Below are 21,167 nucleotides of genomic sequence, written 5' to 3' on the forward strand. Positions count from 1 at the left end.
CCGCGCCCTGGGCCGCCGCCAGAAAAATCGCCCCTTGGCCGCGCGCTCAGGCGCTTTCGGCGACAGGCTCGGCTTGTTCGTCGCGCTCGTGGGGGCACAGGGGCAGTTGCAGGGTGAAGGTGGCCCCTTGGCCGGACCGGCTTTCGAAGCTCAGGTCGCCGTGATGCTCCAGGGCCACGCGCTTGGCGATGGCCAGGCTCATGCCCACGGCGTCGGCCTTGGTGCTATAGAATGGATCGAACAGATAAGGCAACTCCTCGGGGTCGACGCCCTTGCCGCTGTCGGTGACGGTGATCAGGGCCAGATCGCCGTTGAGTTGCAGGCCGATGACCAGCTTGCCGCCGCCGGGCATGGCGTCCAGGGCGTTGGAAAAAAGCATGTCCAGCACCCGTTCGAGCATGGTCTCGTCGATGCGGGCAAAGGCCGCGCCGGCCTGGCCCACCTCGCCCATGACTTCTAGCTCCACCTTGGACGCGGCGGCCTCCATGCGGAAGTTTTCGGCCTGGGCGGCCAACCAGGGGCCAAGGTCCACCGGCCGGGGGCGCGGCGCGGGCAGGTCGGCGTAGTCGCGCACCTCGCGGACGATGGTTTCGAGCCTCTCGGTGGCGTCGAGGATGCGGCGCAGGTATTGGGCATCGCGGCCGTAGGGGTTGACGCTGGTCAGCAGGCGTTTGGCCAGGCCGCCGATACTGGTGATGGGGTTGCGAATCTCGTGGGCCACGGCCCTGGCCAGGCGGTCGAGACCCTCGGCCTTTTCCTGGGCCAAACGCTGGGAGCGTTGCAGCAGTTCGCTTTCGCTGCGGTGCAGCTTGACCATCTCCGTCACGTCGCCGACCACCACCAGCACGGCGCTGACCTCTTGCGCGGGGCTGACGCCGTCTTTCATGACGATGGTGGTGACCACCAGATCGCGGACCTGGCCATCGGGCCGAAAGTAGCGCACCTGGCGGTTGGCCTGGGTCTGGTCGTCTTGCAGGACGTGGACGACCACTTGGTTGAAGTCGACGTTTTCGGGGTTGTCAAAAAACAGTTCGGCCCAGCCGGCGCGGGCCAAATGATCCATCTCCACGCCCAAGATCTCGGCGGCGGCCGGGTTGGCCAGGACGATGTCGCCGTCTTCGTCGATGAGCAACAGCCCGTCGCTGAGCGACTCCAGGATGTGCTCGGCCACCTCGCGCCGGTCCAGCAGCGAGCGCGTCTGGTCGAAATTGATCAGCGTCTTCTTGCCAGGGTCGCGGCTCACCGCCCACCGTCCTCGCGCGCCGGAAAGTAACATCCCTCGCGCCACGCCATTGTCGGCCACGGCGCGGCGGCCCTTCGATCCCCTTGCTCCCCTGTTTTCAGATTATGGCATTGGCCCGGCCAGAGCAAGCCCGAGGCGCTTTTTCAGCGGGTAAAGCTCACCCGCCGCACGAAAGCGCCGTCGATGGCCGCCGGCTCGACGCGGCCGCTGATCGGCTCCACCGCCCGGTAGGCGATCATATCGCCCCGGCTGATGGCCGACATCGGCATGATTGCCTTGAATTTGCGTCCGGCGATATTTTCCAGCACCACCTCGTCGCCGTCCAGGCGAGTGATGCTCTTGATATCGGCCAGAGGCACTTGCTCCTCGCTCTCGTCGTAGGTCACCGGCAGCGTCTCCACCAACTCGGTGAAGGCGATCACGGCAATGGCCCGGCCCTGATCGGTCTCGATGAGGCCACCCACCGCGCCTGGCTGGGCCAGCGCCGGCCAAGCCAAGGCCGCGCCGAGCAACAGCGCCGTCAAAACGAGCCGCAAACCTTTCATCGGGCGAGATCTCCCTGCTCGGTGGCCGCCGCGGCCGGCTCATCGCCCTGGGCCTGGTCGGTCATGAAACGATTGATGTAGGCCTGGGCCTCGAGCATCGCCGGGTTGAGGGCCAGGGCCCTGTCCATGGCCCGGCGGGCCAGGTCGGGCCGATGGCCGTCCTCGTGCAGGGCCCGGCCCAGGTTGAACCAGAGGTTTTCGTCGGAGCCGACGATGGTCAGCGCCCGGTGATAATGCTCCATGGCCTCGTTGTAGAGCCCCGAGCGCCGCAATTGGATGCCGAACTCGTTGAACAGATGCTTGTGCTGGGGGCTGTAGACGGCCTGGATGTTGGCCAGACGAAAAAATACGTCGCGGGCCTTTTCGATCTCGCCCTGGGCCATGTAGGTCAGGCCCAGGCCGAAGTTGGCCCGCACCGACTCCTCGTCCAGGCGCAGGGCGTTTTTGTATTCGTATTCGGCCGAAAGGTATTCCTTGTTGTCGTAGTGCTCGTCGGCCCGGTCGATGATCACCTCGGCCAGACGCTGCTTGCCGCCCTTGGTCTTGTTCCAATAGCCGGGTTGGTGCATGAAGCGCTGGTGAAACTCCCGCCGCGAGACGATCTCCCACAGGTCGGTGGGCTCGTCGTTGAGGTCCAGCAACACCACTTTGACCCGGTCTTCGTCCAGGGGGTCGGCCCGCCAATAATTTTCCAGGGCCGTCTTGCGCGAGGTGTCCAGATAACCCACCGTGACCTCGGTGCGCTCCAGGTAAACCTCGCCGGCGAATACTTTGGGATAGCTCACTGACGCCTCGCAGACGATGGCGATTGACCAAAAATATATTGTGTTATTGACATGTTGTATGGTCGAGCCTGATCCGGGCTTGCATTACGTATATTTTAGCAGCAAAAAACCGGCCCGGCCGTCGCTTTTTTTCACAGGCGCCGTGACCATTGATATTTGCATACTGTATACAAAAAATCATTGACAGGCCGGCCGCGACCTGGCAAAGTTTGCTTCATCAGACGATAACGGAGCGTAAGCCACATGTCCGCCGCCCAAGCCACAAACGTCATCGCCACTCTGGCGGCCCGCCAACGCGGCGGTTGGCGGCGGTGGCGCGCGCGCGGCGGTGGGTTGCGCGTCGGAGGCCTCTTGCCAGCCTAGCCTCCGGCATGACAAGCGCGAGTGACCCACCGCCCGGCGGTGGGTTTTTTGTTTCCTTCGCCAAGGGGAGCCGAAAAAATGGCCGAATTGACGGCGCTGACCATGGAGCTGCTGGCCGACACCGAAACGCCGGTGTCGGCCTATCTGAAGCTGTGCGCGGGCCAGGGCGGCTCGTTCTTGATGGAGAGCGGCGAATGGTCCGAGACGGCCGGGCGCTATTCGGTGGTGGCCTGGCGGCCGCTGGCCGGCCTGCGCCTGGGTTCGGCCGGCGTGGAGCTGACCGTGGGCGACCAAAAGGCCATGCATCCGGCGGCCGAGTTTTTTCCGCTGCTGCGCCGCATCCGCGCCGAGCTGAAGGTCGATCTGCCCGCGGGCCTGCCCTTTGCCGGGGCCCTGGTCGGCTACGTGGGCTGGGAGGCGGCCCTGCTCCTGGAGCGCCTGCCCGGGGCCATGACCGACGAGCCGCCCACGGCGCAACTGGCCTATCCCAGCCGGTTGGTCATCTTCGACCACCTGCGTCGGGCGCTGGTGCTGGTGGCCATCGACCAGAGCGCCCAGGCCTGCCAGGATGGCCTGGCCGAGACCCGCCAGCGCCTGCTGGGCCCCCTGCCGGCCCCGCCCGGCCCGGCCAGCCTGGAGTTGCGCGACCCGCCGCCCGAACGTTACGCGGCCATGGTCCGCCGGGCCAAGGAATACATCCTCGACGGCGATATCTTCCAGGTCGTGCCCTCCGATCGCTTCGAGGGCGAAAGCGACATGGACCCCTTGAGCGTCTATCGCTGGCTGCGGGTCAAAAGCCCCTCGCCCTACATGTTCTATCTCAATTTCGGCGATCTGCGCCTGGTGGGCTCCTCGCCCGAGACGATGATCAAGGTCAACGGCGGCCGGCTCAAGCTCAAGCCCATCGCCGGCACCAGGGGCCGCAGCGCCGATCCGGTCAAGGACAAGGCCCTGGAGGACGAGATGCTGGCCTCGGAAAAGGAGCGGGCCGAGCACCTGATGCTGGTGGACCTGGGCCGCAACGACGCCGGCCGGGTCTGCCGCTACGGCAGCGTGGGCGTCGATCCGTTCATGATCGTCGAGCGCTACAGCCACGTCATGCACATGGTCAGCGAGGTGGGCGGCGACCTGCTGCCCGAGCTCGACGAGGTCGACGCCTTCATGGCCGCCTTCCCGGCCGGCACCGTCAGCGGCGCGCCCAAGGTGCGGGCCATGGAGATCATCCACGAACTGGAGCAAAGCCCGCGCGGGCCCTACGGCGGGGCGGTGGGTTTCTTTGGCCCCGGCCGCAACCTGGACACCTGCCTGGCCATCCGCATCATCCAGTTTATGGGCCAGAAGATCACCGTGCAGGTCGGCGCGGGCATCGTGGCCGATTCGGTGCCCGCATACGAATACAAGGAACTCCAGCACAAGGCCGCCCAGTCCCTGGCCGCCCTGCGCCTGGCCGCCCAAGGAGGCGTGTGATGATCCTCATCATCGACAACTACGATTCTTTCACCTACAACATCGCCCAGGCCCTGGGCCAACTGGGCAAGGACGTGCGCGTCGAGCGCAACGACGCCATCAGCGCCGCCCAAGTCGGCCGCCTCGACCCCGAGGCCATCGTCATCTCGCCGGGGCCGGGCAAGCCCGACGACGCCGGGATCAGCATGCAGGTCATCGCCGACTATGCCGGGCGCATTCCCATCTTGGGCGTCTGCCTGGGCCACCAGTGCATCGGCCAGGCCTTTGGCGGGCTGGTGCGGCGGGCCATCGCGCCGGTGCATGGCAAGCTCAGCCGCATCTTTCACGACGGCCAGGGCGTCTTCGCCGGCCTGCGCAACCCCCTGGAGGCCACGCGCTATCACAGCCTGATCGTCACCGAGGAGACCGTGACCACGCCGCTGGTGGTTTCGGCCTTCACCACCGAGGGCGAGGTGATGGGCCTGCGGGCGGCCGAGCTGATGATCGAGGGCGTGCAGTTTCATCCCGAATCGGCGGCCACGCCCCAGGGCCTTGCGCTGCTGCGCAACTTCGTGGAGGCCCACGGCCGGCGGGCGGCGGCCTGATCGGCGGCCGGCCACGATAAGTCCTTGAGCCTCGGGGCGTTCATTGTATTATTGCCCATGGCGCGGGCAAGACGCCCCGCGCCCCATCGACCGAGCGGGAGCGAACGACAATGGTTGTATCCATGCGCGAGGGTTGCCCCAAGTCCCAGGTCGCCGCGGTGATCGCGGCCATGGAGCGGCGCGGGCTGAAGGTGCGCATCATTTCGCCGGGGCCCAAGGTGGTGCTGGGCGTGGTGGAGGCGGTCAGCAAGCACTTGACCGACGACCTGCGCTTTGTCCTTTCCGACATGCCCGGCGTCGAGGAGGTCTCGGACTTCCACACCGACTGGAAGCTGGTCTGGCGCGGGCCCGAGCAGCAGACCTCGGTGGTGCGCATGGGCGGGCGGAGCATCGGCGGACCGGAGCTGATGGTCATCGCCGGCCCCTGCGCGGTGGAGTGCCGCGAAAACCTGCTGCAAACGGCCCAGGCCGTGGCCGCCAGCGGGGCCGGGGCCATCCGTGGCGGGGCCTTCAAGCCGCGCACCTCGCCATACTCCTTCCGGGGCCTGGGCGAGGAGGGCCTCAAATACCTGGCCGAGGCCAGGGAGCTGACCGGCCTGCCGGTGGTCACCGAGGTGATGAGCTTCCACGAGGTGGAGCTGGTGGCCCGCTACGCCGACGTGTTGCAGATCGGGGCGCGCAACATGCAAAACTTCGCCCTGCTGGAGGCCGCCGGTGAGGTGGACAAGCCCGTGCTCCTGAAGCGGGGCCTGGGCAACACGGTCAAGGAGCTGTTGCTCTGCGCCGAATACATCCTGGCCCGGGGCAATCAGCAGGTCATGTTCTGCGAGCGGGGCATCCGCACCTTCGAGACCGAGACGCGCAACACCCTCGACCTGGCCGCCGTGCCCATCCTCAAGCAGAATTCCCACCTGCCCGTGGTGGTCGATCCCTCCCACGCCGCCGGCAAGCGCGAACTGGTGCCAGCCCTGGCCCTGGCCGCCGTGGCCGCCGGGGCCGACGGCCTGATGATCGAGGTCCACCCCGAGCCGGCCAAGGCCCTTTCCGACGGTCGCCAGACCATCGACCTGCCTGCCTTCGACGATCTGATGAAGCGCCTGGCCCTGGTGGCCCAAGCCGTGGGCAAGACCATCCCCGGAGTCAACCCGTGAAGCTTGTCGGCCAACTGACCCCGCCCGGCGACAAATCCATCAGCCACCGCCTGGGCCTTTTATCACTGCTGGCCCAGGGCCGCTGCGAGGTGGGCGGCTTTTCGCCCAGCGCCGATTGCGCCTCGACCCTGGCCGCCGTGGCCGCCCTCGGCGGTGGCGTCGAGCGGGTGGGCGAGCGGGTGATCCTCAGCGGCGCGGCCGGCCGCTTGCGCCCCGGCCAGACCATCGACTGCGGCAACTCGGGCACGACGATGCGCTTTTTGATGGGCCTGCTGGCCGGCGCGGGCGGCCGTTTCGTCCTCGATGGCGATGAATCGCTGCGCGGCCGGCCCATGGAGCGGGTGGCCGAACCGCTGCGCCGCATGGGCGCGCGGGTCGAGTGCGCGGCCGGCGGTCGGCCGCCGGTGATCATCCAGGGCGGCGGGTTGCGCGGCGGCCAGTTTGACCTGCCCGTCGCCTCGGCCCAGCTAAAGAGCGCCCTGCTGCTGGCCGGCCTGCAAGCCGATGGCCCCACCACCGTCAACGAACCGGCCGCCAGCCGCGATCACACCGAGCGCCTGCTGGCCCAGTGGGGGGCCCAAATCCGCCGCGACGGCCTGAGCTGCACGGTCTGGCCCGGCCTGCTGCGCCTGCCCGCGCAAATCTGGACGCCGGCCGACGCCTCGGCGGCGGCCTTTTTCTGCTGCGGCGCGGCGATCCTCCCCGGCAGCCGGCTGGTGGCCCAGGGCGTGTTGCTCAACGAAAACCGCCTGGGCTGGCTGCGCGTGCTGGAGCGCATGGGCGGCTGCGTCGACGTTCGCAGGCAAGGCGACGACCCCGAGCCCTGGGGCGACATCGGCGTGGAGTTTTCGCCCGAGCTGCGCGCCGTGGAAGTCGGCGCGGCCGAGATAGCCGCCATCATCGATGAAGCGCCGATCCTGGCCCTGACCGCCAGCCAGTGCCACGGCGTCAGTGTCTTTCGCCAGGTGGGCGAGCTGCGCGTCAAGGAAAGCGACCGCCTGGCGGCGATCATCGGCCAGTTGGGGGCCCTGGGCGCGGACCTGCGGGCCGAGGGCGACGACTTGATCGTGCGCGGCCCCACGCCGCTGCGTTTGCCCGACGCGCCGCTGAAATCCTTTGGCGACCACCGCATCGCCATGGTCCTGCGCGTGGCCGGCCTGCTGGCCGGCGGCTGGCCACGGATCGACGACGAGGCCTGCATGGCCATCAGCCACCCGGCCTTCAACGACGATCTGCGGCGGCTGGCCGGCATGGCCTCGTGAGCGCGGAGCGCTTTTATCGCCTGGGCATCCTGGGCGACGAGCGGGCGCGCAAGTCGCTTTCGCCGCGCATGCACGGCCATGTCCTGGCCAAGCACGGCCTGCAAGGCGTCTACGTCGCCCTGCCCACCCCGCCGGAGCTTGTCGGCCAGGCCGTGGCCGAAGCCAGGGCCATGGATGGCCTCAACGTCACCGTGCCCCACAAGGCGGCGGTGATCGAGTTTCTCGACGAGCTTGCGCCCCTGGCCCAGGCCATCGGCGCGGTCAACACCATCATCAACCAGGGCGGGCGGCTGATCGGCGACAACACCGACGCCGGCGGTTTTCTCGACGCCCTGGCCCACGGCGGCTTCAATCCGTCCGGCAAGACGGCCCTGGTGCTGGGGGCCGGCGGGGCCAGCCGGGCGCTACTCTGGGCGCTGAAAAGCGCCGGCTGCGCGCGGGTGCTCTTGAGCGCCCGCCGTGACCAGGCGGCCCAAGCCCTGGCCGCGGACTTTGGCGCGCAGGCCCTGGCCTGGGCCGCCATCGAGGACGCCTGCCCGGCGGCGGAGCTTCTGGTCAACGCCACGGCGGCCTCCAGCCCGGCCGAGGCGCCCGAGCTGGCCCGGCGCATTCTGGCCCTGCCCCTGCCGGCCGGCGGATTGACCCTCGACATAAACTATGGTCGGGCCGATAATTTCTGGAAGGCGGCGGCCCTGGCCCGTGATCGGGCCTTCAGCGACGGCCTGACCATGCTGGCCTTGCAGGCCCGGCGCTCGTTTTATCTGTGGACCGGCCTGGACATCCCGGCGGGGGATTACTTCGAGGCCCTGGAAGACTATCATGCCTGAAAATATCTTTCTGACCGGCTTCATGGGCTCGGGCAAGTCCACCGTGGGCGCGCTGTTGGCCAGGGCCATGGGCCGCAAGTTCGTTGACATGGACAGTGAGCTGACGCGCCACTTTGGCCAGCCCATCGCCGAGGTCTTTGCCCAGCGCGGCGAGGCGGCCTTCCGTCAGGCCGAAAGCGCCCTGCTGGCCCGGCTGAGCCGGAGGCGGGGCCTGGTGGCGGCCACCGGCGGAGGCGTGGCGGCCAACCCGGCCAACCGCGCGCTGATGCGGGCCGACGGCGGGCGCATCGTCTGGCTGCGGGCCGGGCTGGAGCACTGCGCGCGCCGCCTTGGCCCGCTGGAGACGGCCGCGCGGCCCCTGTGGCGCGACGCGGCGGCGGTCGAGCGCCTGTTTGCCCAGCGCCAGGAGGCCTACGCCGACTGCGACCACGCCGTCGACACCGAGGGCCTGCTGCCCCAGCAAGCCGCCGCCGCCGTGCTGGCGGCCATCACGCCCCAGCGCGTCTTTGACGCCGGCCTGGAGGGCAAGCGTTGCCCGGTCACGGCCACCTTCCAGGCCCCGGCCAAACTGGCCGAGTTGTGCGCCGGCCGGCGGGTGATCGTCCTCAGCGAAAGCCGCGTGGCCGGCCTGCACCTGGCGCGGCTGTGCGCCGGGCTGCAACCGGCCGCCCAAGTCATCCTGCCGCCGGGCGAGGCCACCAAGACCCTGGCCGGCGCGCGCCGCGTTTATGACGCGCTGCTTGCGGCCAACGTCGAGCGCGGCGATCTGCTGGTGGCCATCGGCGGCGGGATGATCACCGACCTGGGGGCCTTTGTCGCCGCCACCTACAAGCGGGGCATGGATTTCATTTTGGTCAGCACCAGCTTGCTGGGCTGCGTGGACGCCTCGGTGGGCGGCAAGGCGGCGGTGAACCTGCCGGCGGCCAAAAACATCGTGGGCCTGTTCACCGCGCCCCTGGCGGTGGTGCTCGATCTGTGGGCCCTGTCGACCTTGCCCCGGGCCCAGCGCGCCGAGGGCCTGGCCGAGGCCTACAAGACCGGGCTGATCGGCCGCCCCGAGCTGTTCGATCTGGTTGACCAGCGCCTGGAGGCCCTTTTGGCCGGCGATCTGGGCGGTCTGGCGGCCTGCGCCCATCTGGCCGCCGAGACCAAGGCCCGCGTGGTCAGCGCCGATTTCCGCGAAAAAGGCCCGCGCCGCGTGCTCAACCTGGGCCACACCTACGGCCACGCCGTGGAGAGCTGGCACAACTATAAGATCAGCCACGGCCGGGCGGTGGCCGTGGGCATGATCGTCGCCGCGCGCCTTTCGCTGGAGCGGGGCCTGCTGGCCGCCGATCTGGCCCAGCGGGTGATCGATGTCTGCGCCCGGCTGCGCGGCCGGCCGGTGGCCCTGCCGCCGGTGGAGCAGGCCTGGCCGATCATGCAAAACGACAAGAAAAACGCCGGCGGCAAGGTCGTCTTCGTGCTGCTGGAGGGCGTGGGCCGGCCGCTGGTGGTCGACGACCTGACGCCCGACGAGCTGGCCAGGGCCCTGGCCGCACTGGAGGCCGTCTGATGTTTGGCAGCTTCATGGGCCAGATTTTGCGCATCGCCACCTTTGGCGAAAGCCACGGCCCGGCCGTGGGCGTGGTCATCGACGGCCTGCCCGCCGGCCTGGCCATCGACGAGACCCTGATCCAGCGCGACCTGGATCGCCGCCGGCCGGGGACCAGCCCCTACGTCACCCAGCGCAAGGAAGCCGACACGGCGCAAATCCTCTCGGGCCTGGCCGATGGCCGCACCCTGGGCACGCCGCTGTGCGTGGTGGTGCACAACACCGACGCCCGCTCCAAGGACTATGGCGAGTTGCTTGGTGTCTTTCGGCCCGGCCACGCCGATTTCGCCTATCACGCCAAGTACGGCGCGCCGCCCCAGCCCGGCGGGGGCGCCGGCCGCTCCTCGGGCCGCGAGACCGTGGGCCGCGTGGCCGCCGGGGCCGTGGCCCGGGCCATCCTGGCCCCGCTGGGCGTGGTCATCCGCGCCTGCACCGCGGCCGTGGGCCAGGTGCGCGCCGCGCGCCTGGACTGGGATTTCGCCGCGCAAGACCCCCTGCGCTGCCCCGACCCCGACGCGGCCCCGGCCATGGCCGAGCGGATCGCCCAAGCCAGGGCCGAGGGCGACAGCGTGGGCGGCCTGGTGCGCCTGGTCGTCAGCGGCGCGCCGGCCGGCCTGGGCGATCCGGTCTTTGGCAAGCTCGACGCCCGCCTGGGCGGGGCGATGTTTTCCATCGGCGGGGTCAAGGGCGTGGAGATCGGCGCGGGCTTTGCCGTGGCCCAGCGGAGCGGCGGCCAGAACAACGACGCCATGGACGAAAATGGCTTTCGCGGCAACAACGCCGGCGGCGTGCTGGGCGGCATTTCCACCGGCCAGGAGATCACCATGCTCCTGGCCGTCAAGCCCACCCCCAGCATCGGCCGGCCCCAACAAACCATCGGCCTGGATGGCCAACCACGCCTCATCCAGATCAAGGGCCGCCACGACCCCTGCCTCTGCCCGCGCATCGCGCCGGTGGCCGAGGCCATGGCCGCCCTGGTCCTGGCCGACGCCTACCTGGCCCAGCGGGCCCTTGCCGGAGCGGCGCGATGAAAATACTTTTGCTCAACGGCCCCAACCTGAACATGCTCGGCCAGCGCGAACCCGGCCTCTACGGCAGCCAGACCCTGGCCGACATCGAGGCCCAGACCGGGGCCCTGGCCGCCCAGCACGGCCTGGAGCTGGAGTGCCTGCAATCCAACCACGAGGGCGTGCTGGTCGATGCCATCCAGCGGGCCGGCCGCGAGATGGCCGGAGTCATCCTCAACGCCGGGGCCTACACCCACACCTCGGTGGCCCTGCGCGACGCCGTGCTTTCCTGCGCCGCGCCGGTGCTGGAGGTGCACCTGACCAACCCCCACGCCCGCGAGAGCTTCCGCCAGGTTTCGCTGCTCTCGGGGGCGGCCAAGGGCGTCATCGCCGGTTTCGGGGCCGAATCCTACGCCCTGGCCGTGCTCTGGCTGGCCCGCAACCTGCCCCGCTAAAAAAAGGAGCCCACAGCCATGGCCATGGTCGAACTGCGGCGGATGGACAACCGGTTCCAGGCCGACCTGTGGCGCGACGCCTTGCTGGGCCGGGGCGTGGACTGCCGCTTGCGCGGTTTTCACGATACGGCCTACGACGGGCTCTACGTCACGCAAAAGGGCTTTGCCATGCTTTTGGTCGACGAGGCCCAACTGGAGCTGGCCCGCCAGATCGACGCCGAATTGCTGGCCCTGGAGGCCCCGCCGGCGGCCGATGTTCTGGCCCTGGCCCAGGCCATCGAGCACACCCTGCTGGGCGCGGCGGCCAGCCAGGCCGATCTGGAGGGCCACGTGGCCCAGTGCCTGGAGCACGGCTTTGGCGCGGCCTGCCTGAGCCCCTGGCTGGTGGGCCGGGCGGCCCGGCTGCTGGAAGGCTCGGCGGTGACGCTGTGCTCGGTGGTGGGCTTTCCGCTGGGAATCCAGACCAGGGCCGGCAAGCTGCAAGAGGCCCTGGAGCTGGCCGGGCTGGGCGCGGCCGAGCTGGACGTGGTGATCAACCGGGGCCTGGTGGCCTCCGACAGGCTGGATGAGGCCGTCGACGAGATCGCCGCCATTGTCGCGGCCGTGGCGCCGCTGGTGGTCAAGGTGATCCTGGAGACCTCGGAACTCGGCCCGGAGCTGACCGCCCGCGTGGCCCGGGCCATGGCCCACAGCGGGGCCGCCTTCCTCAAAACCGGCACCGGCCACTTTGGCCCGGCCACCACGGCCGACGTGGCCCTGCTGAGGCAAAACGCCCCCGGTTTGGGCGTCAAGGCGGCCGGCGGCATCCGCGAGCTGGACCAGGCCGTGGCCCTGCTGGAGGCCGGGGCCAGCCGCCTGGGCACGAGCTCCGGCGTGCAAATCATCGAACAAGCCAGGCTGCGGTGGCCCGCCGAAGACTGATCTTCGTGGGCCTCGACGGCGTGGGCCTGGACCTGGCCCGCCACCTGGCCCAGGGCGGCGTCATGCCCAATCTGGGGCGGATCATGGCCGAGGGCGCGGCCTGGGCCACGGATTCGCCCCTGCCCGACGTCTCACCGGTGTGCTGGACAAGCCTTTTCTGCGGCGAGGAGCCCGGCGTCCACGGCGTCTATGGCTTTGCCCACCCCCGGCCAGGGGCCCACGGCGTGGCCTGCGCCGACAGCCGCGACGTGCTGGCCCCGCGCCTGTGGGAGCTGGCCGACCGCCAGGGCCTGCGCGCGGCCGTGCTGGGCGTGCCGCTGACCTATCCGGCCCAGGCCCTGGACGGCGTGATGATCAGCGGCTTTGTCTGCCCGGAGCTGGCCGGCGGCGTGCATCCGCCGGCCCTGCTGGCCCGCCTGGACGCCGCCGGCTATCGGCCCGAGGCCGACCTGGAGCAGGGCCGCCACGACGTCGCGGCCTTGCTGGCCGACATCGACCAGGCCCTGACCACCCGCCTGGCCGTGTTCGAGGATATCTGGGCCCAAGAGCGCTGGCCGCTGTTTATCGCCGTCATCACCGACACCGACCGCGTCAACCACTTTGCCTGGCCGGCCCTGTGGCAAGACGAGCACCCCTTGGCCCCGGCGGCCACGGCGATCTATCGCCGCATCGACGACTATCTGGGCCGCCTGCGGCGCGAGTTGGCCGCCGAGTTGGCCGACGGCCGGGCGCGGTTGGTCCTGGCCGCCGATCACGCCTTCGGGCCCATCCGCTCCGAGGTCTACCTCAATCCCTGGCTGCGTGAGCAGGGCCTGCTGGCCGTGGAGGGCCAGCCGCCCAACGAACGCATCCTGCCCGAGACCCTGGCCCTGGCCCTGGACCCGGGGCGCATCCACCTGCACTGGGCCGGGCGCTTTGCCGGCGGGCGGCTGCGGCCGGGCCGCCAGGCCCAAGAACTGCTGGAGCGCATCGCCACGGGGCTTCTGGAGCTGCGCTTCAACCGCCTGGAAGACGGCCCCGCCGGCCCGACCCTGCGCCAGGAGCGGCCCATCGCCCAGGTTCACCTGGGCCAGCGGCTCTACCACGGGCCCAACCTGCAAAACGCCCCCGATCTGGTGGCCGTGGCCGCCCCCGGCTACAGCCTGCGCGCCGGCCTGGACCGGCCGGGCGTCTTTGGCCTGAGCCATCTTTGCGGCACGCATCGGCCCCACGGGGCCCTGGCCTGCTGCCTGCCGGCCAGCCAGCAAGCCCCGCCGACCACCGTGGCCGGCCTGGGTCGCTGGCTGGCCCAGGGGCTGGCCCTGCGCGAGCCGTTTGCCATCGGCGGTCAAATCGCGTTAAACTGAAACAATGACGCTCGCGTCACATCAGTTCACCGCGAAAAAAGCGAGACGCCAAGGAAATGCTCGACCCCGCAACGCCCAGCCCCGTCGATTTGAAAGACTTTTCCGCCTATATCGCCTCCTGCGCGGCCATCGCCGATCAGCGCCTGCAAGGCTACGCCGGCATCGAGGCCGTGGCCCGCGACGAGGCCGCGCTCAACGAATATCCGCGCCTGGGCCGCCTGCGCCCGCCCCAGGACGTGCTGATCATCGACCAGCCATCGCCGGCCGCCCTGGACGCCGCCCGCCAGAGCCTTTTGCGCGGCGAGGTGCTCTTGGAGCACGCCTGCGCCGGCGAGGCCACCCGCCTGGGCCTGGGGCCCAAGTATCTGCTGAGCCCGGCCAGCGACCTGACCCCGGCGGTTTTGCGCGACATGGGCCTGGGCAAGCTGGCCGTCAAGCCAACGGCCCTGTCGGCGATGTCCCTGGGCCGGCGGCACATGCTGCAACTGGCCTGGGACTTGGGCGTGCTGGCCCAGGAGGCCGGCCTGAGCCCCGATACGGTGCTGGGCCGGCAGTGGCTGCTGATCATCGTCGGTGAGACCTCGGCCGAACGCATCATGGCCGATTTCAGCCAGGCCAATTTTTATGGCTTCGATCCGGCCAAGGCGCTGTTCATGATCCAGCGCTCCTTCCACGGGCTGGACCTGCGGCCCGGCGGCGGCTGGGCCTACGACTTGGCCGCGCCCAAGCGCCTGCACAACCACGGCCAGATGCTCATGCAATCGACGATGAATCGCCAGATCCTCCGCATCGATAGCGGCGGCAAGCGTTTCCTGGAATGGGACGAATATCGCATGCTGCTGGAGGGCATGGTCGACAAGGTCTCGTTCAATATCGAGGACTTGGGCTACCTTAACGGCGCGCTGGACCTGACCGGCCTGGCCACGGCCCTGGAACTGGGCGGCCAGGGCTTCGGCATGGTCATGGAGGTGGTGGCCAACAACCCGCGCAATCCGCAAAAAGGCGGCGCGCTCTACCACGACCCCCAGCTCGGCCGCGACGTGATGATCGAGTCGTTCCAACTGCGCGGGGTGCGCAACGAAGACATCGCCTTTTTGAACAAAAACATCAACCACTACCCCAACCCGGCCAAGATGGCCGCCGAGGTGCGCCGACGGGGCCTTTCCATGCCGGTGTCGGTCAAAAACGGCTATCTATACTTCCAACCCGTGCAGGGCGACGTAAACTTCCTGCTGCCCACCGCCTTCGTGCGTCGGGCGTTGCTGGAGCCCATCAGCGCCTGGAAATCGGCCGCCGACACCGAGGCGGCGCTGAAGGCCATGCTGATGCAGGAGCGACGGCCGGGCTTCATGACCTGGGCCGAAAACATCACGGGCCTGCGCCTGCAAAAGGTCTGACAACGAGAGGACTATTGTGGCCAAGCGGTTGTTGTTACTGATGATATTTCTGTTGGTCTCCGCCAGCGCCTGGGCCGCGCCAGCCCCCGACGCGGCCGTGACGCCGCCGTTGGAGAGCCTGGCCCAATGCCGCGCCCTCTGCGATCTGGCGGCCCAAGGCGTAGCCAAGGGCGATCTGAACGCCGTGCTCGAACCATTGCGGCCCCACTACGCCATCGGCCAAGACGAGGAACGCATCCTGGCCATGCAGTTTTTCAGCCAGCGCGAGACGATCAGGGCCAAGGGCGACGCGCTCATCAGCGTGACCTACCTGGGCCGGCAAGAGGCCGGCGAAGGGCTGGTTCGTTTCAACTATCTGGAAAACTACAACAAAACCTCGCTGGTCTGGCAGTTTACGTTCTATAAGCCCGCCGACCGCTGGCTGGTGCGCCAACTGCGCTGGCAGGAAAACCTGGACGCCCTCTTCCGATGAGCGCCGCCCAAAACCTGGGCTGGCGAGTGGAGGCGGCGGTGGCCGCGCCGCTGTGGAAGGCCCTGAGCTACGCCGCGCCCGATGATCTTGTCCCGCTGATTGGGCCCCTTTGCCGCATGATCGCGCCGCTGCGCGGCCGGCGCGCGCTGGCCTTCGCCCTGGCCCGGCCCGAGCGCGGCGACGTCAGCGGCCTGCGGCCCATCCACGACGTGCTGGAGGCCGCCGGCGGCCCGCAGATGATCCCACCGGCGCTTTTGAATTTTTATCAACGGGCGGCGGCCCACTATCACGCGCCCTTGGGCCAGATGCTGGCCATGTCGCTGCCGGCGGGCTTGGGCGCGCTGGGCGCGGCCGGCGTGCCGGCGGCCAGCCAGGTCGCCGTGGCGCGGCTTTCGGCCAAGGCCCTGGGTCAGCCGCCGGAGCTGCGCGGTCAAGCTGGCGAATTATTTGACTATCTGCGCCAAAATGGCCCCACCGCCCTGCCCGAGCTGCGCCGTCGGTGGCCCCGGGCCACGGCCCTGGTCAAGGGCCTGGAGTCGGCCGGTTGGCTGGCCGTGGGCCAGCAGCCGGTCTGCAAGGATATCCTGGGCCGGCCCATCGGCCACGAGCCCGCGCCAGAGCGCCTTAGCGCCGAGCAAGAGGCCGCCGTGGCGGCCATCGGCGCGGCGGCGCGGGCGCGGCGCTTCGAGCCGTTTTTGCTCTATGGCGTGACCAGCTCGGGCAAGAGCGAGGTCTACGCCCAGGCCTGTCGCCAGGCCTTGGAGCAGGGGCGCGCCGCGCTGGTGCTGGCCCCGGAGATCGGCCTGTGCCTGCGCCTGCAAGGGCTGCTGGCCCAGCGCCTGGGGGCCGAGACGGTGGCCGTGCTGCACTCGGGCCTGAGCCCGGCGGCCCGGCGCGATCAGTGGGCGCGCATCGCCGCCGGTCGGGCGCGGGTGGTGGTGGGCGCGCGCTCGGCGGTGTTCGCGCCGCTGGACGACCCGGGCGTGATCTGCGTCGACGAGGAACAGGACGAGGCCTACAAACACGAGGACGGCCCGCGCTATCACGCCCGCGATCTGGCCCTGCTGCGCGGCCAGGAACAGGCCTGCCCGGTAGTCTTGGGCACGGCCACCCCGGCGCTGACCACCCTGGCCCGGGCCAGAAACGGCGGCCTGACCACCCTGGCCATGACCAGCCGCGTGGCCGGGGCCAGCCTGCCCAAGGTCGAGGTGGTCGATCTGCGCTCCTGCGGCCGGCTGACCGCCGGCTTTCTCAGCCCGCGCCTGCACCAGGCCCTGCGCCAGGAGACCGCCGCCGGCCGTCAGGCGGTGTTGTTCATCAACCGTCGCGGTTTCGCCCCGGCCCTGCTTTGCCCGGCCTGCGGCAAGACCGTGGGTTGCCCCCATTGCAGCCTGGCCCTGTGCCTGCACCTCGATCCGCCCCGGCTGATCTGCCACGCCTGTGGCCACCTGGCCCGGCCGCCGGCCCAATGCCCCAGTTGCGGGGCCGACGGCGCGCAAATGAAACCCCTGGGCCTGGGCTCCGAGGCCGTGGTCCAGGCCCTGGCCCGGTTGGAGCCCCAACTGCGCCTGGCCAGGCTCGACCGCGACGCCGCCGGCAGCCCGGCCAAGCTGGGCGAGATCCTGCGGGCCATGGCCGATCGCCGCCTGGACGTGATCGTCGGCACCCAGATGATCACCAAAGGCCATCACTTCCCCGGCATCGGCCTGGTGGGCGTGCTGCTGGCCGATCAGGCCCTGGGCATGCCCGACTTCCGCGCCGCCGAACGGGCCTACGCCCTGCTGACCCAGGCCGCCGGTCGGGCCGGCCGCGGCCAGGACCAGGGTCGGGTGATCATCCAGACCTACGACCCGGCCCACCACGCCGTGCGCGCCGCCGCCAGCCACAAGCCCGAGATCTTCTACGACCACGAGTTGGCCGAACGCCGCGCCCTGGGCTATCCGCCCTTTTGCCGCATCACGCTGTTGCGCCTGGAGGCCAAAGACCAAGCCGTCGCCCAGCAAACGGCCCTGGCCCTGGGCCGTGAACTGCGCGCCGCCCAAGGCGACCTCGCCGCCGACATCCAGACCCTGGGCCCGGCCCCGGCCCCCCTGGCCAAGGCCAAGGATCACTTCCGCTGGCAGATCATGCTCAAGGCCCCCAGCGCCGCGGCGGCCTCGCGCCTGCTCAACCTGGCCCTGCACCGCCTGGGCCCGCTGCCGGCCGGCGCGCGGCTGCTGGTGGACGTGGACCCGCTGAACATGGCCTGAGTTTGGCCGCGAAAAATGCCTTGACAATGAAGCCCAAAGGGCGCTAATCTCCTGACTGTCCGGTCAGTCAAGGAGCGGCGCGAGGTGCTTTTCAACGGCGGCGCGCGGCGGAACCGGCCGGCCAAAGCGCGTCAACAACCAGGCGCGGCCCGCGAGCGGCCGTGGCCCGTGGCCTTTTTTTGGCATTGCAGGAGGATAAAATGCCCAAGATGACCCCTTCCGAGGCGCTGGTGGAAACCCTGGTCGCCGAAGGCGTGCAGAACGTCTTCGGCATCGTGGGCAGCGCCTTCATGGACGCCCTGGACCTGTTCCCGGCGGCGGGCATCCGCTTCATTCCCGTGGCCCACGAGCAGGCCGCCGCCCACGCCGCCGACGGCCTGGCCCGGGTCAGCGGCCGGCCCCAGGCCTGCATCGCCCAGAACGGCCCCGGCGCGGCCAACTTCGTTTCGGCGATGGTGGCGGCCTATTGGGCCCACTCGCCGGTGGTGGCCATCACCCCCGAGACCGGGACCATGGGCATCGGCACGGGCGGCTTTCAAGAGCTGGACCAGATGGCCATGTTCGAGAAACAGACCGTCTATCAGGTGCGGGTCAACCAGCCCCAGCGCATGGCCGAGTTGGCCCGGCGCTGCTTCTACATGGCCAAAAACTTGAATGGCCCCACCCAGCTCAACATCCCCCGCGACTTTTTCTACGGCCTGTGCCACGACGAGATCTATCCCACCGCCCGCGTCAGCCGGGGCCTGGGCTCGGTGCAAAGCCTGCGAGAGGCCGCCCGCCTGCTGGCCGAGGCCAAGTTCCCGGTGATTTTGGCCGGCGGCGGCGTCAGCCAGGCCGACGCGGTCGAGGAGCTGACGGCCCTGGCCGAATATCTCAGCGCGCCGGTGGTCAACAGCTATCTGCACAACGACACCTTCCCGGCCGAGCACGCCCTGGCCGCCGGGCCCATCGGCTATTGCGGCTCCAAGGCGGCCATGCGCCTGATCGCCAAGGCCGACGTGGTCCTGGCCCTGGGCAGCCGCCTGGGGCCCTTTGGCACGCTGCCGCAATACGATATCGACTATTGGCCCAAGACGGCCAAGATCATCCAGGTGGACGTCAACATCGAGGTGCTGGGCCTGAGCAAGCGGGTCGACGTGGCCTCCTGCGCCGACGTCAAGGAATACACGCCGGCCCTGCTGGCGGCCGTCAAGGAGCTGCGGCCCGGCCTGGCCGCCGACGCCGCGCGCCTGGCCGACGTGGCCCGCGAAAAGCAGATCTGGGCCGACGAACTGGCCCAGTGGAGCGCCTCCAACGAAAAGCCCATGCACCCCCGGCGTTTTCTGAGCGAGCTGAGCCAAGCCATCCCAGCCGGTTCGATCATCGCCACCGATATCGGCAACAACTCCTCGATGTGCAACGCCTATTTCCGCTTCAACGGCCCGCGCCAGCACATCTCGGCCCTGAGCTGGGGCAACTGCGGCTTTGCCTACGGCGCGGCCATGGGCGCCAAGATCGGCGCGCCCGAGCGCCCGGTGTTCTGCTTCCAGGGTGACGGGGCCTACGGCATCAGCGGCATCCAGGAAGTCATGACCGCCGTGCGCGAGGATATTCCGGTCATCGCCGTGGTGGCCAACAATTTTGAATGGGGCGCCGAGAAGAAAAATCAGATAGATTATTACGAAAGTCGTTTTGTCGGGGCCAACCTGCCCGCCAACCCGGACTACGCCGCGCTGGCCGAGGTGATGGGGGCCAAGGGCTACGTGGTCGAGGCGCCCGATCAGGTCGGCGACGTGGTGCGCGAGGCCGTGGCCTCGGGTAGGCCCTGCGTGATCAACGCCAAGATCGAGGGCGGCGCGCGGGTGTTGGCCGAGCCCTTCCGCCGCGACGCCCTGAAAATGCCCGAGCGGCATCTGGAAAAATACGCCCACTTGCGGGCCAAATAAGCTTATCGACCCCTCTGTTCGCGCCCGGCCCCGCCTGCCTGGCCGGGCGCGAACAACCTCCAAGCGGGAAAGGCGGGCCGTGGACCGGCAAATCAGCACCGTTATCGACGCGCAAAAGTGCATCGGCTGCGGCCGTTGCGTGGTCACCTGCCCGGCCCAGGCCTTCACCCTGGCCGCCGGCAAAAGCGTGGTCAGCGGCCAGCGCTGCATCCTTTGCGGCCACTGCCTGGCCGTCTGCCCCACGGGCGCGGTGGGCGTGCCGGCCATGGGGCCGGGGGCCGGCGCGGTGAGCATGCGCGGCTTTGCCCTGGACCGCTCCAGCCTGGCCCCCGGCGATTTCGACGCGGCCCACCTGGCCCGGCTGATGGGCTCACGGCGCTCGTGCCGCGATTTCGCGCCCCAGCCAGTGGACCGGCGCCTGCTGGAGGATCTGGCCGCCTTTGGTCGCCTGGCCCCCTCGGCCAGCAACTATCAGCCCTGGGCCTTCACGCTGCTGGCCACCAGGCCGGCGGTGGAACGGCTCGTCGACGAAGTGGCCACGGCCTTCGCCGCCGTCAATCGCCTGGCCCAAAACCCGGCCGCCCGTGCGGTCATGGCCTTGCTGGGCCGTCGTCAGTTGGCCGACTATCGCCGCGATTATCTGGAATCGATGATCTTGCGGGTGGGCCTGTGGCGCGGCCGGCGGGTGGACCGCTTTTTCTATGGCGCGCCGGCGGCCATGATCATCAGCGCCGCCGACGAAGGCGGCATGCCCGCCGCCGACTGCCTGCTGGCCGGCCAGAACGTCATGCTGGCCGCCCACGCCCTGGGCCTGGGCTCGTGCTTCATCGGCTTTGCCGTCAGCGCCCTGGCCCGTCGGCCCAGGGCCAAGGCCGTGCTGGGCCTGCCCGCCGCCGAGACGGCCCACGTTGTCTTGGCCCTGGGTTATTGCCGCGAAAGGTTCATCAGCCAGGCCGGCCGCCTGAGCCGACCCGTGCGTTGGGTCGAGGGCTGAGCCGCGCGGGCCGAAAAAGCCGTTTCTAAATCCTTCCCCGGACGCTTATGATTGAAGATGTGGCCCGTTGCTCGGCGCGGGGCGGTGGCGCTTGCATTTTTCGGGCCGCCCGCCCTGGCCAAGGCGGGGGGCAGTGCTTATGTTAACTGAACATTTGGCCATTGGGCCGTCGACGCATACGCCCACGGGGGAGTTAGAGTGAGACTACGCCAGATTCTCCAAGGCTTGGATCAGCAGGACCAGTCCGACCACGGCGGCTGGACCCCGGCGGTGGACATCTACGAAACCGATACGGAAGTGGTGCTGGTGGTCGAGGCCGCCGGCGTTTCGGTGGATAACTTCAAGGTCATCGTCGACGGCGAGGTGGTGCGCGTCTACGGCACGCGGCAAGCCACTTGCTCCGAGCCCGGCGCCAAGTTCCACCGCATGGAGATCCACTCCGGGGCCTTTGTGCGCTCGTTTCGCATCAAGGTGCCGTTTTTGGCCGACGGCGTCAGGGCCAAGGCCGACGACGGCATCCTGCGCGTACGCCTGCCCAAAGCGCCCTTGTGCCACAAAGTCATCGTGGACATGGCCTGAT

Annotated in this window: 19 protein-coding genes; 16 read left to right on the forward strand and 3 right to left on the reverse strand. The window is 69.4% G+C overall.

Going from position 1 to position 21,167, the window contains the following annotated elements; all coding sequences use genetic code 11:
* Positions 1 to 46: 46 nt before the first annotated feature.
* From DEBA_RS16040 to DEBA_RS16050, 3 genes are all read right to left on the reverse strand, one after another.
* Positions 47 to 1,243: a sensor histidine kinase gene (locus DEBA_RS16040; protein WP_013259999.1), complete on the reverse strand. Its 1,197-nt coding sequence runs from the start codon at positions 1,241 to 1,243 to the stop codon at positions 47 to 49.
* A gap of 143 nt (positions 1,244 to 1,386) precedes the next feature.
* Positions 1,387 to 1,788: a hypothetical protein gene (locus tag DEBA_RS16045; protein WP_013260000.1), complete on the reverse strand. Its 402-nt coding sequence runs from the start codon at positions 1,786 to 1,788 to the stop codon at positions 1,387 to 1,389.
* Positions 1,785 to 2,573: a tetratricopeptide repeat protein gene (locus DEBA_RS16050; protein WP_013260001.1), complete on the reverse strand. Its 789-nt coding sequence runs from the start codon at positions 2,571 to 2,573 to the stop codon at positions 1,785 to 1,787. The genes DEBA_RS16045 and DEBA_RS16050 overlap by 4 nt, the downstream gene beginning before the upstream one ends.
* Positions 2,574 to 3,014: 441 nt before the next feature.
* Between DEBA_RS16050 and DEBA_RS16055 the strand changes: the two genes are divergently transcribed.
* From DEBA_RS16055 to DEBA_RS16130, 16 genes are all read left to right on the forward strand, one after another.
* A complete protein-coding gene (locus tag DEBA_RS16055; RefSeq protein ID WP_013260002.1) occupies positions 3,015 to 4,403 on the forward strand; it encodes an anthranilate synthase component I family protein in 1,389 nt (462 codons plus the stop codon).
* Positions 4,403 to 4,987: an anthranilate synthase component II gene (locus tag DEBA_RS16060; protein WP_013260003.1), complete on the forward strand. Its 585-nt coding sequence runs from the start codon at positions 4,403 to 4,405 to the stop codon at positions 4,985 to 4,987. Before DEBA_RS16055 ends, DEBA_RS16060 begins: the two co-directional genes overlap by 1 nt.
* Before the next feature lie 110 nt (positions 4,988 to 5,097).
* Positions 5,098 to 6,138, forward strand: coding sequence for a 3-deoxy-7-phosphoheptulonate synthase (gene aroF, locus DEBA_RS16065; protein ID WP_013260004.1), 1,041 nt, complete (start codon positions 5,098 to 5,100; stop codon positions 6,136 to 6,138).
* Positions 6,135 to 7,400 (forward strand): 3-phosphoshikimate 1-carboxyvinyltransferase, encoded by a 1,266-nt coding sequence (gene aroA, locus DEBA_RS16070; RefSeq protein ID WP_013260005.1) that lies wholly within the window; start codon positions 6,135 to 6,137, stop codon positions 7,398 to 7,400. The genes aroF and aroA overlap by 4 nt, the downstream gene beginning before the upstream one ends.
* On the forward strand, positions 7,397 to 8,227 hold the full coding sequence (locus DEBA_RS16075; RefSeq protein WP_013260006.1) for a shikimate dehydrogenase family protein: 831 nt from the start codon (positions 7,397 to 7,399) through the stop codon (positions 8,225 to 8,227). Before aroA ends, DEBA_RS16075 begins: the two co-directional genes overlap by 4 nt.
* Positions 8,220 to 9,782 carry a bifunctional shikimate kinase/3-dehydroquinate synthase gene (locus DEBA_RS16080; protein WP_013260007.1) on the forward strand — a complete coding sequence of 521 codons (1,563 nt, stop codon included), beginning with the start codon at positions 8,220 to 8,222 and terminating at the stop codon, positions 9,780 to 9,782. The genes DEBA_RS16075 and DEBA_RS16080 overlap by 8 nt, the downstream gene beginning before the upstream one ends.
* Complete coding sequence (gene aroC / locus DEBA_RS16085; RefSeq protein WP_013260008.1) at positions 9,782 to 10,852, forward strand: chorismate synthase; 1,071 nt, start codon at positions 9,782 to 9,784, stop codon at positions 10,850 to 10,852. The genes DEBA_RS16080 and aroC overlap by 1 nt, the downstream gene beginning before the upstream one ends.
* On the forward strand, positions 10,849 to 11,283 hold the full coding sequence (aroQ, locus tag DEBA_RS16090; RefSeq protein ID WP_013260009.1) for a type II 3-dehydroquinate dehydratase: 435 nt from the start codon (positions 10,849 to 10,851) through the stop codon (positions 11,281 to 11,283). The genes aroC and aroQ overlap by 4 nt, the downstream gene beginning before the upstream one ends.
* Positions 11,284 to 11,301: 18 nt before the next feature.
* Positions 11,302 to 12,204: a deoxyribose-phosphate aldolase gene (deoC, locus tag DEBA_RS16095; protein WP_013260010.1), complete on the forward strand. Its 903-nt coding sequence runs from the start codon at positions 11,302 to 11,304 to the stop codon at positions 12,202 to 12,204.
* A complete protein-coding gene (locus tag DEBA_RS16100; protein WP_013260011.1) occupies positions 12,186 to 13,550 on the forward strand; it encodes an alkaline phosphatase family protein in 1,365 nt (454 codons plus the stop codon). Before deoC ends, DEBA_RS16100 begins: the two co-directional genes overlap by 19 nt.
* A 56-nt stretch (positions 13,551 to 13,606) precedes the next feature.
* Positions 13,607 to 14,947, forward strand: coding sequence for a hypothetical protein (locus DEBA_RS16105; RefSeq protein WP_013260012.1), 1,341 nt, complete (start codon positions 13,607 to 13,609; stop codon positions 14,945 to 14,947).
* 40 nt (positions 14,948 to 14,987) lie between these two features.
* Complete coding sequence (locus DEBA_RS16110; protein ID WP_043814726.1) at positions 14,988 to 15,419, forward strand: hypothetical protein; 432 nt, start codon at positions 14,988 to 14,990, stop codon at positions 15,417 to 15,419.
* Positions 15,416 to 17,668, forward strand: a complete 2,253-nt coding sequence (priA, locus tag DEBA_RS16115) for a replication restart helicase PriA (protein ID WP_013260014.1) — start codon at positions 15,416 to 15,418, stop codon at positions 17,666 to 17,668. Before DEBA_RS16110 ends, priA begins: the two co-directional genes overlap by 4 nt.
* Positions 17,669 to 17,868: 200 nt before the next feature.
* On the forward strand, positions 17,869 to 19,593 hold the full coding sequence (gene xsc / locus DEBA_RS16120; RefSeq protein ID WP_013260015.1) for a sulfoacetaldehyde acetyltransferase: 1,725 nt from the start codon (positions 17,869 to 17,871) through the stop codon (positions 19,591 to 19,593).
* Positions 19,594 to 19,672: 79 nt separating this feature from the next.
* Positions 19,673 to 20,587: a nitroreductase family protein gene (locus DEBA_RS16125; RefSeq protein ID WP_013260016.1), complete on the forward strand. Its 915-nt coding sequence runs from the start codon at positions 19,673 to 19,675 to the stop codon at positions 20,585 to 20,587.
* Between the two features lie 198 nt (positions 20,588 to 20,785).
* Positions 20,786 to 21,166, forward strand: a complete 381-nt coding sequence (locus DEBA_RS16130; RefSeq protein WP_013260017.1) for an Hsp20/alpha crystallin family protein — start codon at positions 20,786 to 20,788, stop codon at positions 21,164 to 21,166.
* The last annotated feature ends 1 nt before the right edge of the window (position 21,167 follow it).

Origin of the sequence: Desulfarculus baarsii DSM 2075 (assembly GCF_000143965.1) — a bacterium.
In the GTDB taxonomy this organism is placed as follows: domain Bacteria; phylum Desulfobacterota; class Desulfarculia; order Desulfarculales; family Desulfarculaceae; genus Desulfarculus; species Desulfarculus baarsii.